This window comes from Paenibacillus glycinis (assembly GCF_009909185.1).
In the GTDB taxonomy this organism is placed as follows: domain Bacteria; phylum Bacillota; class Bacilli; order Paenibacillales; family Paenibacillaceae; genus Paenibacillus_Z; species Paenibacillus_Z glycinis.
Genome location: NZ_JAAAMV010000001.1, coordinates 689,475 through 705,964 on the forward strand (window position 1 = coordinate 689,475; position 16,490 = coordinate 705,964).

Sequence of the window (16,490 nt, forward strand, 5' to 3'; positions counted from 1 at the left end):
CAAGGCTTTCTCGATCGTCCCATGACTGTTCCTTCTCTTCAACATACGCGAATATCACGTCATGTGTGCATGGGCGATGTCATTAATTGCTAGATTGTACCTGCTCTGTCCCCGCGATCGGATCGACGACGAACGATTTCTTCGTTCCGTCCGCATCCACGGCCGTATACGTAAGCTGCTTGCTGTCGTCCGACCACTTCAAATCGGCAATGCCCGTGCGTTTGGTCGCGCTCTGGTATTTCAGTTCGCTGTCGCTGACGGTATATACGCTCACCGTATCGCCGTCCACGATAAACGCCTGATACTGCTTATCCGGCGAGATCGGCGACGCCATGACCTGCGGCGCGAGGCTGCCGACCTTCTGCTCGTTGCCCGGCCCCGGAACGCTGGCCTGGCCGGCATCCGCGGAATCCGCCGCCGCATTTCCCGCGCCGCCCGTTTGGCCGCCGTCCGCGGAATCGGATCCTTCGGAGCTGCCGGACGCCGGGGCATTGCCGCCCGCTGAACCGCCGGAATCGGAGGTCGCGTAATTCGGGGAGTTCGCCTGATCGCCCGCCGCATCGCCGTCCTGTCCTCCGGACGTTATCGGAGGCATCGCTTCGCCGTTCGGATCGACGGCGCGTCCTTCCTCCGACTTCAACACCATGTTCTGCTGTACGGGAACCTTATCGTTCGACGTTCCCTTGTCGTGCGCGGCCGGGCTGCCGTTCTCTTTCGCGGCGCTGGCATCGGAAGAGGAATCCGCGGCGTCTCCCGAATTCGTCCTGGCTTCGTCCATCACCGACGCGTTGGCGGAACCCGTGTCGGCCGCCAGCCCGCTGTCGTTGCTGTCGCGCAGCGAATGCATCCCGTTGTTGCTCAAGAAGAACATACCGATGATCACGCCCGCGGCCACCGTGCCGCCGATCGCGGACAGCGGCAGCCACCGCCGCCAATTGCCCGCCTGCTTCTGCACCCGCCGCGGAGGGTTCGTCCCTTCGCCGGCAATGACGATGCGCGGCGGTTCGACCGCAGCTTCGGCCGCAGCTTGAATCTCCGCCAGCTTCGGCAATATCGCGTCCACCAAGCTGTAGCTCGGCGCGACTCTCGGCAAGCTTTCCAATCCTGAAGAGAGCAGCTTCAACCGCTCGAACATAGCCGCGCAATCGGAGCAATGCCGCGTATGATTCATCAAGATTTCGGTTTCCCGTTCATCCAGGTCTCCGTCAAGCTGTCTCTGCATATAGTCCATCACCTCTTGACAATTCATCCTCGGACACCTCCTCTCTGGTAGTCATGCAGGTATGTTTGAAGCTGCTGCCTGGCCCGGAATAAGTATGATTTGACTGTGTTGAGCGGCAAATCCAGCGAATCCGCGATCTCGTTGTACGAGAAGTCCTGCAGATACCGAAGCACGACGACCGCCCTGTGATGCTCGGGAAGCTTATCGATCGCCTTGCGGATATCCTGCGACGTATATGCGGACATCACTTCTTCCTCGACGGAATGCTGATCCTGGAAAACCAGGTCATGCTCGTCGATGGACACGGTCGGCTTGCTGCGCCGGAACTTATCGATGCAAATATTCGTGACGATCCGCTGGACCCACGTCTTGAATTGAGCCTTCTCCTCGTAGGTGCCGATCTTGGTATAAATGCGGATAAGCGCTTCTTGGGCGGCATCCATCGCGTCCTGCTCGTTATTGACGATATAATAGGCCGTGCGGTAAACATGATTCTCGATCTGGCGCAACAGAGTAATAAGAGCTTCGCCATCGCCGGCTTGCGCGGCTTTGATCAGGCCTGGCTCTACCACGGAGGATCCCCCCTCTTGCAACATTACAGACGCGGATGGCCCGTCTTATGTTGCATCGTATATGAACAAATTTTTTATGAAAATTTTGGGTACCCCGAACCCGAAACGAAAATACGCGGTACATCAAAAGAATAGCAGAAAACAAAAGGACCGTACACCCTGCCAGAGATTTTCCAGCAAGCGGTGCGGTCCTCGCTTAAGTCCCTCATGCGGCGTTAATACTGGGCGTTCAAATCGACGATGTTCCGGCCGGGAGCGCCATGCTCGCGGTAATGAACCAAGTTAGCGAGCACGATTTCCAAAGCGCGCTCCGTATAATGGGAAGTATTGCCGGATTCGTGAGGCGTCAGAATGACGTTGTCCAGTCCCCACAGCGGATGGCCTTCCGGCAGCGGCTCCTGCTCGAACACGTCGAGCCCGGCGCCGGCGATGCCGCCGTTCCGTAGCGCGTCGATCATGGCGGCCGTGTCCGTCGTGGCGCCTCTTCCGATATTAATATAGTAAGCCGTCGGCTTCATCGCTTTGAACTGGGCTTGGCCGATCAACGCCCGCGTCTCGCTCGTGTGCGGCAGGCAGTTGACGATATAATCGCTCTTCGCCAGCACGTCTTCCAGCCGGTCGATGCCGTACATCTCGTCGACATGCTCGGCGGGTTCCCCCGACCTGCGGACCCCGAGCACTTTCATGCCGAACGCTTTGGCGATCTTCGCCGTCTCCTGTCCGATCGCGCCCGCGCCGAGAATCGCGAGCGTCTTGCCGTGCGCTTCCCCGAGACCGGGCGAAGGCTGCCACTTGCCCGCGAGCTGACTGCGGATCGCGCGATGTACGCCCCGGGTAAGGGACAGCAGCATAGCGAAGATCGACTCGGATATTTGAAAGGGATGCACGCCCGAAGCGTTCGTCACGACGATGCCGAGCTCCTTCACCCGTTCAAGCGGCAGATGATCGACGCCCGCCCCCAGATTCTGCAGCCACTTCAACGCGATTCCGTCCTCGAACAGCGTCTTCTTGACGTCCCGGTTCCACCCGAGGATGATTTCGGCGGACTGCAACTGCGCCCGCGCCTCCTCCTCGCCGAGCCCGACGGCGGATATAAACGAATAGTCCGGCAGCGCGGCTTGAATCGCCGCGGCCTGATCCGGATCGAAAGCATGAACGGAAACGATCTTCCCCATCTGCAAGGCTCCTCCTCCCTAATTGCTCAAACATTACCATCTGCCGCCGGTTGTGTCAAACGCTCCGGAAGCGGTTATCTTATTAACAGGTCAACCGAACTGCGAGCATAACCGGCTGCGGTCTTCGCCGGATAACGAAGGATCATTCAAGGCGGGAGGGTCTCACGATGATGCTGACGAAAGAGCAGTGGAGCAGGCAATGGGTGGACGATCAGCTGGACTTGTACAACTTTGCCCTGGCGCTCGGGGATACGGCTTGGCAGACGGAAATTGCGGAGGCGCTCTGCCGTCAGGAGTCCGCCTACGACGACAAGATTCGCGAATGGACGAAAGAACAGCTGTGGCTGCAGTTCAACACCATCAATTACAAAATGATGGAGCTGTTCACGCTGATGCGGCAGAGCGGCAACTCGGAGGAAGAGTCCGCCATCCGGGACTTGATCTGGCAACTCAAGCAGCAGCGCATGGATTTGGCCAAACGGATCAAGGAGCTGTGTTGAACGAACGGAAAAAGGCCCTTTTTCGCCCGCGAAGCTCCGCGGTTGAAAAAGGGCCTTTTGCATGCATGGCGTCAATCGACGATCAATTTGCCGACCATGTTCGCGTGTCCCGAGCCGCAGACGATCGAGCAATTATACGGATGCTCGCCCGTCTTGTCGGCGGTAAAGGTCGCGGTGCCGTTGTTCTCCTTGATGTCGACGCCGAAGTCCGGAATCGTGAAGCCGTGCATGCCGGCTTCGTCGACCAACGTGATCGTCACTTTATCCCCCTGCTTGACGTGGATCTCGGTCTGGTCGAATTTGAAATTGGTCGCTTTGACGGTAATCGCCTGGTTGCCGCCCCCGGAGCCGGCCCCCGCATTGGCGCCGTTGTTCGTCCCCGCGTTCGTGCCGCCGTTATTCGCTCCGTTGTTGGCGTTGTCCGACTTTCCGCAGCCGCTTGCGGCCAAGGCGGCCGTGCACAGCAGCACTGCCGTGAACGCGGCGGTTCTCCATCTGTTGGTCATCTTCAACACTCCTTATTTGGCTTGTTCCAATTCCTGCACGGGCTGCTTCTCTTCGGGTGCGTCATCGATTATGATGCCCTTCGTGGAGTTGCGGAATTCACGAAGCGTATCGCCGAACGCCCGGCCGAGCTGGGGCAATTTGGCCGGGCCGAACACGATCAGCGCGATGGCCAGGATGATGATCAAGCCGGAAATGCCGACATTGTTGAACATGGATAAAACCTCCTTTAGATCAAAATTTTGAACCTTCATTGCAAGACCGGATTCAGCCCTTGCTTTTCCCTTCTTCTGAAATACCGCATGCTGACGAAAGCGCTGATCTCGAACAACAGGATGAGCGGCAGCGTCACCGACAGATGCGACACGAAATCCGGCGGCGATATGAGCGAGCCGAGGACGGCTAGGCCCACGTACGCGTATTTGCGCACCTGCTTCAGCTTCCCCGGCGACAACAAGCCGATGCGGGTGAGCAGCAGCATGACCAACGGCATTTCGAACGCGATTCCCATCGGCAGCAGGAAGCTGACGAGAAACGAGACGTAATGCTGGATGCCGTAGACCTCGTTCGCCCCGATGGAGCGATTGAGCTTGATCATGAACGAGATCATCATCGGCAGCGCCACGGCATACCCGAACAGCACCCCCGACGCGAACAGGCCGAACGACAGCGGCACGTAGAGCAGCGTGCTCTTGGCTTCCGCGTCCGTCATGCCCGGTCTCGCGAACGCCCATAATTGGTAGATGAACACCGGCAGCGAAAGCAGCAGCCCTACCATAAGCGCGCATTTCATGTAGACGGCGATCCCGTCGGACAACGCGAACACGCTCCACTCCACTTGCACGGACCCGAGATGCGTCTTCACGAAATGCAGCAGCCGCGGAGAGACGTACAGACCGGCGGCGAGCGACAGGACGAACCAGATCGACGCGATGATCAGCCGCTTGCGCAGCTCCGTCAGATGCAAGACGAGATCGTGGTCCGCCGACAGCTTGCCGCTTTCCCCGCCGCTCATACCAGCGAACCCGGTTTGGCGATATACTTGGCGATGCCTTCGGCCGCCCGGTAAGCGAGCGCCCCGACGGTCGCCGTCGGATTGAACCCGCTGTTATGCGAGAAGGCCGAAGCGCCGCAGATGAACACGTTCTCCGCATCCCACATTTGCAGGTAGTTGTTGACGACCGAGGTCTTGGGATCGCTGCCCATGATGGTGCCGCCCGTGTTATGGGTGGATTGGTACGGCACGATGTTGTACTGCTTGATGGAGTCGTGAATCTCCGTCTTCGTCCCGCCCATGCCGTCGGCGATTTCTTTCGTCTTGCCGGCGATATAGGTGACCAGCTCGCGATCTTGATCCTCGAAGTCGAACGTCAGGCGGATAAGCGGCTGCCCGAGCGCGTCCTTGTATTCCGGGTCCAGGTCAAGATAGTGGTGCCGGTAGGGCATGCTCGAGCCCTGCGCGGCGACGGTGAGCACGCGGTTGGCGTAGTGCAGCGTCTGCTTCTTGAACTCGGCTCCCCATTTTGCTGTCCCCATCGGAGCCGGCTGGGACTGGATTGGCCGGAGCCCCGTCTGGGTGAAGCGGATGTTCGCGCCGTGGAGGAATTTCAGATCGGCATGGTCGAAATTGTCCCCGTTAAAATCGTCGAGGCTGCTTCCGAGCGCTCCCGCCCCCATCGCCATATTGAATTCGCGGTCCTCGTACATGACGTTCGTGCTGGCGCCGTTCACCTGGTACGCGTAATTGCGCCCAACCGCTCCGGAATCCGTCTTGGGATCGTACGGCTTGCCGAGCTTGGACATCAGCAGCAGCCGGACATTGGAGAACAGGTAGCTCGACAGGATGACGATATCCGCCGGTTGAATGTACTCCTCGCCCGTCGGCGTGTTCACGTAGCGGACGCCCATCGCTCGCTTGCCGTCGTGGAGGATCTCGGTCACGTTGGAATGCGTGCGCAGGTCGAGCTTGCCCGTCTTCTGCGCGACCGGCAGCACGGTCACGACGGGGTCGGACTTCGCCCCGTACTCGCAGCCGAAGCGCTCGCAGTAGCCGCAGTATTGGCAGGCTGCCCGTTCGATGCCGTCCGGATTCTTGTACAGCTCGGTCAAGTTGGCGGACGGGATGACGTAAGGATGATAGCCGAGCTTCTTGGCCGAATCCTCGAACAGCTTCATCGCCGGCGTCTTCTTCATGGGCCCTACGGGGAACGGCTTGGACATTTTCCCGACGTTGGGCTGGGTCGTCGGTTCGCCTCCGATGCCGGCCATCTGCTCGAATTTCACGTAATACGGCTCGAGCTGATCGTAGGTGATGCCCCAGTCGCGGATCGCCATGCCCTCGGGAATTTTTTTGGCGCCGTAGCGCTCGATGGTCTTGCTCCTGATCTCGAAGTCGTACGGCAGGAACCGGTAGTACTGCCCGTTCCAGTGCACGCCCGCGCCGCCAAGCCCGTCGCCGAGAAGGAACGAACCGTAGCTCCGCATCGGCAGCGCCCGCTGCTTGTCCGAATTCCGGAAGGTAACGGTTTCCTTCGACAGGTCCTGCATCAATTCGTAGCGGGATGCGTACCGCAGCTCGTCATGCACGTGAAAGTAATCCTGCGTGTTGCGGCTTTTGCCCCGCTCCAGCCCGACCACGGAATGGCCGGCTTTCGTCAATTCCGCGGCGATGATGCCGCCTACCCAGCCCATGCCGACGATGACGATCGGCACTTTGGGAAGCTTCGTTGCCATGTCAGTTCGCTCCTTTGCTCAGCCGATTTCCAGATGGTCGCTTAAGCTGAGCGGTTCCATCTTGACGAACTCGTCCTTCTCGATGTCGTTTGTATAGCTCATCTGATTTCCCGGGAAATTGCGCATGCGCCAGCCGCCCATGTTTTTGTTGCCGCCGTACAGCGGATCCGCGTAAACGCCTTCGATCGTAAGGTTCAGGAAATACGAGAAGAACGTCGAAGCCGGCACGCCCTTCAAATTGACCGCATCCTTCTCGAAATCGCCCAGCACCTTGTCCTGATCCTCCGGCGCCAGATCCGGAAAGGCCTTCTGCAGCTTATCGTTGCTGTACGTATTCAGCGCGTCCAGTCCGAGCGCGATGAGCTCCCGGCGCTTGAACGAAAGCTGATAACCCTGCGTCGCCTCCGATTTGTAAAACGGCGGAGACATGTATTCGCGTCCGTTCAAGCCGTAGGAGCTCGCCATCTGATGATCGATGAAGAACGCCACGCCGAGCTCCTTCGCCCCTGGCCCCGAATCGTCCTTGGGGTAGATTCGTTCGGCAGCAGCTTCCGCCGCCAAGAACTGGTCCTGATTGAAGAACATCAGCGCTTGGTTAAAGTCCCTTTCGGCCGCTTGGGCCGGCTTGCCCGTATCCGGCTGCGCCGGAGGCGTTTCCTCCGTCTTGCCGTTCTTGCCGTTCGCCCCGATGAGGCCGCCGATGACCCCGCCCACGACGACGCCGCCGATCGCCGTTCCCGAGTATTTCAGAAACTTCCTGCGCGATTCGTCGCGCGGCTGGTGCGGAGGTTCTTTCTTGCTGTCTGCCATCTCTTCTTCGCCTCTCTTCTGGATAGTGGAGGAAGCCGTTGGGCTTAGTCTTTTCCAGCGCGGGAAGCATTATCCATGCCGATGATAGAAATATTCGGCCGTGTGCCAGTAACGGGACGGCACCTCGAAGAATCGGGAATGAATGCGAAACGCGACGAATAAATAAACAACAGCGGCCATTTTAGGTAAGCACGATTCGGAATTGGGAGGTGTACGATGGCTTGTGCGAATCTCGGCGTGGCAAATGATTTCAATGTCTTCGTGCTGGGCAATCATACGCAGTCTTTCGTGGATGCGGGAGGAAGGGTCGCGGTAGGAGGCAACGCGACGTACCGCAGTTATGGAATCGGAAGCGCGCTTAACGTATCCACGACGCGGGCCGATCTGATCGTGGGCGGCAACATGGACATCATCGGAGGCACGAACTTTAGCGGTAACAGCGTGATCAGCCCCGGCGGGACGATCGTGAATTACACCATGACGAACAACAACGGCGTTTTGCCGCAGCCGCAAAGAGGCACGCCGATCGATTTTGCCGCGGCCGGGCAGTATTTGACATGCGCCTCCGCCTCTTGGGGCGCCTTGGCGCCGACGGGAACGGTAAACGTCGCGTTCGGGGGCATCACGCTGACAGGCAGCAGTCCGACGCTTAATATTTTCTCGATCAACGGCAATAACGTAGCCGGCTCCGGCGTGTCTCTGGCATCGGCCAACTCACTCAACATCGTCACGCCCCCGGGCTCGACCGTGCTCGTCAATATATCCGGAACCGGGGTCGGTTTCGGCAACTACACCATCTTCATCAACGGCGGGCAGCCTACGCCAAGCAACGGATCTGTAATTCTTTGGAATTTTTTCCAGGCAACTTCGGCGTTCAACCTCAACCTGTCCATCAAGGGTTCGGTGCTGGCTCCGCTTGCCGTATGGAGCGCCGTCGGCTTCGGCAATATCGACGGCACGATGGTCGCCCAATCGTTCGTGAATACGACAGGCACGCTGGAAGCCCACACCATTCCGTTCATCGGCTGCCTGCCGGAGGTCGCCTGCACGCCGTCGTTGACAATCCGCAAAACGGTAAACGGCGGCACCTCGTTCTCCGGCACGGTCGGAACGCCGCTCACCTACGTGATCCAGGTGAGCAACACCGGCGGCGGCATTCTGACCAACGTCCAGATCAGCGATCCGCTGCTCGGTTTCAATCAAACGGTGCCGTCGCTTTCTTCGGGCCAACAAGTCGATTTTACGATCAATTCGGAGGTACAGCCCGGAGACCCCGGCACCAGTTATCTGAACACGGCTTTCGCCCAGAGCGACCAAACGCCCCAGCAATCCAGCTCCGTCACCATTACGATCGAAGGCTTCTTCGACGTCAGCTTGATCAAAACCGCCGACCGGATGAGCGCGGCTCCGGGCGACACGATTAACTATACGTTCACCGTCGTGAATCCGGGGCAAGCGTCGCTGCAAAACGTGACCCTCACCGACGCGACGCTCGGGCTCAATCTGTTCTTTCCCACGTTCGTGAGCGGCACCATCGCGACGTTTCCGTACACGGTTCCGGGCAATGCCGTCATCGGAAGCACGCTCGTCAATACCGCGATTCTCGACGCGTCGAACCTGCCTGCTCCCGTATCCGCCCAAGCGTCGGTCTTCATCACGGAGACGCCTTCCGTCTCGCTGTCCAAATCCGCCGATCGCGCGACGGCGCTGCCCGGCGATACGATCGAATATACCGTAACCGTGTCGAACGATTCCGTGATCACGCCGGTGTTCAACCTGCGCTTGACCGATCCGCTGCTCGGCTTGGACCAATTGATCGTCCAACTGAACCCGCAGGCTTCGTCCGTCTTTACCGGCATGTACACCGTACCTCAAGGCACCGCGGCAGGGACGGTGATCACGAATACGGCCGTCCTGCAGTCCTCGCTCGGCACGCAAACCGCGACCGTTCAAGTTACCGTCTCGCCCGTGGCCTCGATCACGATCACGAAGACGCCGCGGCGGCCCGCCGTCGCGCCGGGCGATACCGTCATTTACGACATCGTCGTCACGAACACGGGCAACGTGCCTCTGACGCATGTCGTCGTGAGCGATCCCGCCCTCTCGTTCTCGACGACGATCGACTTCCTCGGGATCGGCGCGCAGAGTGCTTCCGAGGCGTTCTTCACGGTCCCGCTCGGCACGCCAGCCGGAACGAAATTCTTCAACACCGCCTTCGTCATCACGGATCAAACCCCGCCCGCGGAGGCGTCCAGCGAAATTATCGTGGCCCCGGTATTCTCGGTGTCCATCCAAAAGATTGCCTCTCCCACGATTGCCGCTCCGGGAGCGACCGTCATCTATACGGTGACCGTGACCAACACGTCGAACGCGCCGATTACGAACGTCGTCGTCTCCGATCCGACGATCGGCCTGCAGCAGTCCATCGGCTCGCTGCCCGCCAATGCCGTGGTTGCGTTCGAAATTCCGTTCACGGTTCCGCTCGGTTCGGCCGCCGGGTCCGTGATCGCCAATATCGTCAGCGTCTTCTCCGATCAGACGCCGGTCAGAACCGCCTCGGCGCAGGTCACGGTCGCCGCGGTGCCGAGCTTGACCCTGACCAAGTCCGTAACGCCCGCGATCGCGAATCCCGGAGACTCGGTCACCTACACGCTGACGATCGCCAACGCGGGCAATGTCGTGCTGACCGACGTGGTGCTGGTGGACGGCGATCTCGGCATTCAGGAATTCGTGCCCTCGCTTGGCATCGGCGCGGTGACCGAATTCAATGTTCCCTTTACCGTGCCGGCCGTCCCGCCCGGAACGATTCTGACCAACACGGCGGCTGCGGCATCGGACCAGACGCCTGCTCCGGTCTTCGCCTCGGCGGCCTTGACGGTCGTGGGCTCGCCGTCCATCACGCTTACGAAGACGGCCGACGTTCCCGGCGCGGTGCCGGGTCAGACGGTCGTTTTCTCGGTCGGCCTGACCAATTCCTCGGCGATCGCCTTGACGAACGTCGTGCTCGTGGACGAATTCCTCGGCATCGTCGACAGCTTTCCGACGCTGCTGCCGGGCGAAACGAAAACCTTCACCCTGGAATTCATCGTGCCGGCGGACACTCCAGCCGGAACGGTCTTCACGAACGTCGTCACCGCGTCCTCCGACCAGACCCCTCCCGTATCCGCCGAAGCGCAGGTCATCGTGCTTGCCATTCCCGGCATCGCCATAACGAAGTCCGGCAATGTCACCGTCGCATACCCGGGCGAGATGGTCATTTACACCGTCGTGGTTACGAATATCGGCAATTCGACGCTGCGAAATGGCATCGTAACGGATGATAATCCGCCGCTCGACGCGCTGATTCCTTCGTTGGCGCAGGGGGGGAGCGTCACGTTCATCCTTCCGTTCACGGTGCCGGCCGACGCCGTTCCCGGCTCGATCCTCGTCAATAGGGCATCGGCCGGTTCCTTGGAGACCCCAACGTTCGACGCAAGCGCCGAGGTGCTGGTAACGCCGCTTCCAACCGATTCGGCGAGCATTCAAAAGCTGGTAGAGCCGCAAGTCGCTTCGCCCGGCGAAACCGTGGAATATACGATCATCGTCACGAACAATACCGTCATAACGCTGTACAATATTCACGTAACCGATCCGATCATCGGAGTCGATCAAACGATCGCGTCGCTGGACGCCGGCGAAAGCATCTCGCTGCTCATCCCCTTCGTGATTCCGGCCGGCACGCCGGCCGGCTCGGCGTTCACCAACGTCGCGACCGCGACGGTCGCCGGCTTCAGCATCAGTTCCTCCGCGACAGTGGACATTTTGTTCGCGCCGAGCCTGGCCCTCTCGAAGACGGCGGATGTCTCGTCCGCCCTTCCCGGCGAATCGGTGGACTACACCCTGACCATCACGAACACGGGCAACGCGACGCTGACGAACATTGCCGTTAACGATCCGCAGCTCGGATTCGCGACCGTCTTCCCGTCACTCGCGCCAGGAGCAAGCCAAAGCTTCGTCGTGCCGTTCATCGTGCCCGCCTTGCCGGTCGGCACCATCATCGCGAACACGGCCACGGCCGCATCCGACCAGACGCCGGTTCCGGTCGAGGCCACCGCATTCATCAGCGTAGGCGCAGCCGCCACGATCGCGATCGCCAAAACAGCCGACCCGGTCCAAGGCGCGCCAGGCGCGGTCATCGCGTTCACGATCGTCGTGACCAATACGTCCGCGGTCACGTTAACGAACGTCATCGTTTCGGATCCGCTGTTCGGGTGGTTCGAGATCGTGCCGACGCTTCTGCCGGGAACATCGAAAACGGTCGTGGTCAATTATACGATTCCGCCGCTTTCGCCGGCGGGCTCGACGATCATCAATACGGCGACCGTGTTTTCCGACCAGACGCTTCCCGTCTCCGCGGAAGCGAGCGTGCTCGTGACGGCGGCTCCCGCGTTGACGCTCAGAAAGTTGCAGGATAACGTCACCGTCAGCCCCGGCGACATGCTGATCTACACGCTCGAATTGACGAACACCGGCAATACGCCGCTGACCGGCATCGTGCTTGTCGATCCGCTCGTCAATCTGAACGAGACGATCTCTGTCATTCGGCCGCAGTCGACGCTGGAGATCACCGCCGTGTATCGCGTCCCTGCCGACGCGATCGCCGGATCGCGGATCATCAATATCGCGACCGCGACTTCGGACCAAACGCCGCCGCAGCAAGCGATCACGTTCATCGAAATCGTGGCCGGCTACTCCATCCTGGTGACCAAAACCGCATTGTCGCCTTCCGTGCAGCCGGGCACGTCCATCACGTTCGTGACGGACATTACGAACACATCCAACGACACGCTGACGAACCTGTTCATCGAGGACCCGCTCGTCCGTTTGAGCGAGAACGTCACTTCGCTCCCGTCGGGCATGACGATCCGACTGACGTCCGTCGTGCCGGTCGCCGCCGACGCGACGGTCAATTCGCTGATCACGAACGAAGTATTCGTCTCCTCCACCGAGACGGTCGTGACGTCCGCGCAAAGCTCGGTCACGGTGCTGCCCGGACCGCGGCTCGGCTTAACGAAGGACTTCCCTTCGCTCGGCCTGCCGGGACAGCGCGTTCCCGTGACGCTGACCGTGGCGAATATCGGAAACATCCCGCTGCATCGCGTGCGGTTGACCGATCCGCTCACGTCGATCAGCGTCGTGACGGCCGAATTGCTGCCGGAAGCGGCCTTTACCTTATTCGAGTTCTATTTCATTCCGGAGGACGCCGTCCCGGGATCCGTGATCGTCAATCGCGCGGAAGCCGTCTCGAACGAGACCGAACCCCAGTTTGCGTCCAGAGAGCTGCTCGTCGTCGGTCTCCTCGTCGAGAAGAGCGCTTCGAGTACCACCGCGGAAGTCAAAGGCTTCGTGGAGTTCAACGTGAGGTTATCCAATCCGACGCGGCTGACGGCCCACGACGTCAGCTTGAGGGATCCGCTGCCCGCGGGCGTATCGCTCGTGGCCGGAAGCGTGACGGTGAACGGACAGCCGGTCGCAAACCCGAACTTCGAAAACGGGCTTCGGCTGGGCGCGCTCAAGCCCGGGGCGAGCGTCGACGTCGCGTTCAAGGTCCGGATCGACAAGGAACAGCCCGACGATACGCTCGTCAACCAAGCCTTCGCGAGCTTCGAATTCCGAACCGACTTCGAGCTGCGGGGAACGTCCGCCTCCAATCGGGTCGCCTTGGAGGTCTTCGAATCCGAGGAGTAAACACGATGCGCATGGGAAGGGTTATGATCTAATCGGCTGCGGTTGCGAATGAATGGTCCGCAGGCGAGCGTCAGCGGCAAGCCGCGTAAGCCTCGTTCTCGTGCTGATCGGTTGCTGAATACTCCAAAACCCTGGAATGCCGCGTCCGCTGCGGCATCCCGGGGTTTTTTCAGGCTTGCAGGAAACTTCATTGGGTCGTACGGCGGTACGGATTGCGGCAGCTGGCGAACGGCAGTGTCATCCCCTCGTTCCCGCATCGATTTCGATTCATGTCGCTCCAACCGCATTCTATCTGGTTCCGGCGCTTCATGACCGACTCGCAAGCCTAATATGCTCGACCTCCATGTTCCGGCGCGCAGCGTCCGTCATTTCTGCGCAGGATAGATCGTGCGCTCGCTTAAACGATGATCGGGCCCGACCTTGAACTGCACTTCCCCGTTCAGGTCCGTTCTCGCCATCGGGATTCCCGCCTGCTGCAGCCGCGCCACGACGGTCGGGTGCGGGTGTCCGTAGGTATTGTTCCGCCCGACGGAAATAACCGCCTCGGCGGGCTTCCAGTAAGCTAGCCATTCATCCGATGTCGAGGTCTTGCTGCCGTGATGCGATATTTTCATGACATCGATGGCCGGCGAAGACGATGGCGGCGGAGAGTCGGCGGCAGCTTTGCCGGTCGCGCCGCTCATTTGGCCGAGCAGGCTGCGTTCCTCCGCGACATCGGCGTCGCCGGTGAACAGGAATTGCCGCCCGTACAGGTCGAGGAGCAGCGGGACGCTCTCCCCGTTCTGCTCGTCGGCCTCGGGGACCGTTCCCGCGTCCCCCTCGTGAATCAGCGCCGGCGGCGTGCCGACGATGGTAAGCGCGGCATGCCGATCGACGGTCCAGCTCCGCCCGCCCTCCGCGCGATATAACGGAATGCCGGCGTCGACCGCTTCCCTCAATAAGCTCACGGCATCCGCCGAATCCTTGACCGACCCGTTCCACAGCACCGCGCGAACGGGAACGTTCTCCATCACGGCGATCAGTCCCTTGATATGGTCGCTGTCCAGATGCGAGAGCACGAGCAGGTCGAGGCGATGCACGCCGCGCTGCTGCAGCAGCGGCACGACGACCTTGCGTCCGACCTCATAGGGATCCTTGCGCTGCCGCCAAGCTTCCCGGCTCCCGAATACGACGGCGCCGCCTCCGTCGATCAGAATATGCTTGCCCTCGGGCGTGCGGATAAAGATCGAATCGCCTTGGCCGACATCGAGAAAATCGATATAGCCGTTCCGGTCGAACGCGTCGGGGAAATAAGCGCCGACCAGCAGCGCCGCCAAGGACAACGCCGCCAATCCGGCAAGCAGTCGGTTCTTCCTTCTGGCGCCGGACGAGGCTGACGGAAGCTCGATGAACGGAGCCGACCATTCGCCGTCTCCATTGCCGCCGCCGAAGCCGGGCACGAGCGAGGAAGCCGGATGAACGGCGCTGCCGTGTCCGCCGTCCCCGTGCGGCGGGAGAGATCGGCGCAACGGCTGTGTCTCGTCGTCCTCCGACGCGGAATCTCCAATCGACGCGTGACCGCTTAAAGGCGCGTCCGGCCGAGGCGCCCCCGCGTCCATGCTCACTGCTTCCTCCGCATCGCGTCTTGCGGCCTGAAGGCGGTTCAGCGCGTTGAACAACGCCGCCAGAACCGCATAGAATGCGGCCACCCACCAGAGCGGCGGCGTCGCCCAGATCAGCCGGAAGCGATTCAAGCTGCTCAGCTTCAGGACGAAGCCGAAGGTCAGCTCGTTGCCGATGCCGGCCACCTGGGCGGCAAGCGCGCCCGCGGGATGCCATAGCCATTCCAGCAGGAGCGAAGCTCCTCCGAGCGGCATGACGACGAAGCTGATGAACGGCACGAGCACCAGGTTCGCCGCGATCGACAGCACATGCATTTGATTGAAATAATAGACCGTCAGCGGCAGCGAGACGGCTTGGGCGACTACCGTGACCGAGAGCAGATCGAACAGCGCGGTCGTCCACCATTTCCTGCCGCGGGGAAGCAGGCCGCGGATCGGCTGCGAGCCGAGCATAAGGCCCGCCGTCACGAGAAACGAGAGCTGAAAGCCCACGTTTCCCAGCATGTACGGATCCCATATCAGCATGAGCAGCGCGGCGGCCGCCAGCAGATGCAGCCCGTCCTTCAGCTTGTGCAGGCGCGCAGCCGCCAGGCCGAGCATCGCCATGATGCCGGAGCGCACCACCGACGGCGAAGCCCCGGCAAGAAAGACGTAGAACGGTACCGCCGCGATCACGATGAGCAGCATGCGTTCCCGCGTCATGCGCAGGAGCCGCAGCAGGCCTCCGAGCACGTAGAGGAATACGGCGACGTGCAGGCCGGATATGGCCAGAATATGCGTCAAACCCAGCTGCGAAAACTGTCGGAACACGTCCGGATCGAGATCGTCGCTTATGCCGAGGACGAGGCCTTTCATGTAACCGGCTTGGATGCCGGGATACAGCGCGTCCATCCGCTTGCCGAGTTCGGCGCGCAGGTCGTCCATCGGGCGCAGCAGCGCAGCCGTGCTCCAGCGCGGGCCGGCGCTCGTCTGCACGGCGGAAGCGCCGTCGGCGCCAAGCAGCCAGTGAATCCGCTGGCCGTGCAGGTACGCGCGGTAATCGAAGCCGCCGAAATTCGTCCGCGCCGACGGGATCGACAGCGCTCCGGCAACGGCTACCTTTTGCCCGCGATGCCATGAGGCCGCGTTCGTCAGCTCTTGTTCCTTCGCGAGCTTGACCTGCACGAGCATCCGTTCGCCGTCCAGCTTCACGTCCGCGGCAGTTCCGGCATCCGGCAGCTTCAGACTGCTGCCCGCCACGCGAAATTGCACCCGGTCGCCGTCAATCTCCGGAGGCGACACGATAATCCCGGTCAGCGCCGCCGTATACTCGGCGGCATCCGCCGGCGAAGCCGCGAGCGCGGCCGCGTATAGCGCAGGCAGCGCGGTGATATTGCGGGCATCGGACCAGGCCCGATGCCCGGCCGCCAACCCGAACGCCGCCAAGCAAGCGGCGGCAAGCGGCCATGAGCTGCGGCGCAGCAGAGCCAGCCCCGCCAGCGCGACAAGCAGCGCGGCGCCGGCGAGCGCCATGCCGCGCGCAGGCATGGATGCAGCGGCGGAACTCCCCAGCACCCAGCAAACCGTGAACCAAACGAGTGGCCTTGCATTCATCGTGCGGCCGCCTCCTTTCGTCGATCGCCGTCAGCCACGCGGCGACGGCGCCA

Annotated in this window: 11 protein-coding genes; 2 read left to right on the forward strand and 9 right to left on the reverse strand. The window is 61.1% G+C overall.

Annotated elements, in window-relative coordinates; translation table 11 throughout:
* Positions 1-82: 82 nt before the first annotated feature.
* From GT019_RS03300 to GT019_RS03310, 3 genes are all read right to left on the reverse strand, one after another.
* Positions 83-1,249 carry an anti-sigma factor family protein gene (locus GT019_RS03300; RefSeq protein ID WP_161741122.1) on the reverse strand — a complete coding sequence of 389 codons (1,167 nt, stop codon included), beginning with the start codon at positions 1,247-1,249 and terminating at the stop codon, positions 83-85.
* A complete protein-coding gene (locus GT019_RS03305) occupies positions 1,246-1,794 on the reverse strand; it encodes an RNA polymerase sigma factor (RefSeq protein WP_161741124.1) in 549 nt (182 codons plus the stop codon). Before GT019_RS03305 ends, GT019_RS03300 begins: the two co-directional genes overlap by 4 nt.
* A 215-nt stretch (positions 1,795-2,009) precedes the next feature.
* Positions 2,010-2,969 (reverse strand): D-2-hydroxyacid dehydrogenase, encoded by a 960-nt coding sequence (locus GT019_RS03310; RefSeq protein WP_161741126.1) that lies wholly within the window; start codon positions 2,967-2,969, stop codon positions 2,010-2,012.
* Between the two features lie 167 nt (positions 2,970-3,136).
* Between GT019_RS03310 and GT019_RS03315 the strand changes: the two genes are divergently transcribed.
* Positions 3,137-3,469, forward strand: coding sequence for a hypothetical protein (locus tag GT019_RS03315; protein WP_161741128.1), 333 nt, complete (start codon positions 3,137-3,139; stop codon positions 3,467-3,469).
* Between the two features lie 71 nt (positions 3,470-3,540).
* Here the strand turns inward: GT019_RS03315 and GT019_RS03320 are convergent, their stop codons facing one another.
* Genes GT019_RS03320 through GT019_RS03340 form a run of 5 tightly spaced genes read right to left on the reverse strand, consistent with a single transcriptional unit; the run spans position 3,541 to position 7,516 of the window.
* Positions 3,541-3,975, reverse strand: a complete 435-nt coding sequence (locus GT019_RS03320) for a cupredoxin domain-containing protein (protein ID WP_161741130.1) — start codon at positions 3,973-3,975, stop codon at positions 3,541-3,543.
* A gap of 12 nt (positions 3,976-3,987) precedes the next feature.
* Positions 3,988-4,188, reverse strand: a complete 201-nt coding sequence (locus GT019_RS03325) for a twin-arginine translocase TatA/TatE family subunit (RefSeq protein WP_161741132.1) — start codon at positions 4,186-4,188, stop codon at positions 3,988-3,990.
* Positions 4,189-4,223: 35 nt separating this feature from the next.
* The gene (tatC, locus tag GT019_RS03330) at positions 4,224-4,988 is read right to left on the reverse strand and encodes a twin-arginine translocase subunit TatC (protein ID WP_161741134.1); all 765 of its coding nucleotides are present in this window, start codon (positions 4,986-4,988) and stop codon (positions 4,224-4,226) included.
* A complete protein-coding gene (locus GT019_RS03335; RefSeq protein ID WP_161741136.1) occupies positions 4,985-6,706 on the reverse strand; it encodes a GMC family oxidoreductase in 1,722 nt (573 codons plus the stop codon). The genes tatC and GT019_RS03335 overlap by 4 nt, the downstream gene beginning before the upstream one ends.
* Positions 6,707-6,724: 18 nt before the next feature.
* Positions 6,725-7,516, reverse strand: coding sequence for a gluconate 2-dehydrogenase subunit 3 family protein (locus GT019_RS03340; RefSeq protein ID WP_161741138.1), 792 nt, complete (start codon positions 7,514-7,516; stop codon positions 6,725-6,727).
* 216 nt (positions 7,517-7,732) lie between these two features.
* Between GT019_RS03340 and GT019_RS03345 the strand changes: the two genes are divergently transcribed.
* Positions 7,733-13,243, forward strand: a complete 5,511-nt coding sequence (locus GT019_RS03345) for a DUF7507 domain-containing protein (protein ID WP_161741140.1) — start codon at positions 7,733-7,735, stop codon at positions 13,241-13,243.
* 365 nt (positions 13,244-13,608) lie between these two features.
* Here GT019_RS03345 and GT019_RS03350 read toward each other — a convergent pair whose 3' ends face one another.
* Positions 13,609-16,437 (reverse strand): ComEC/Rec2 family competence protein, encoded by a 2,829-nt coding sequence (locus GT019_RS03350; RefSeq protein WP_161741142.1) that lies wholly within the window; start codon positions 16,435-16,437, stop codon positions 13,609-13,611.
* Between the last annotated feature and the right edge of the window lie 53 nt (positions 16,438-16,490).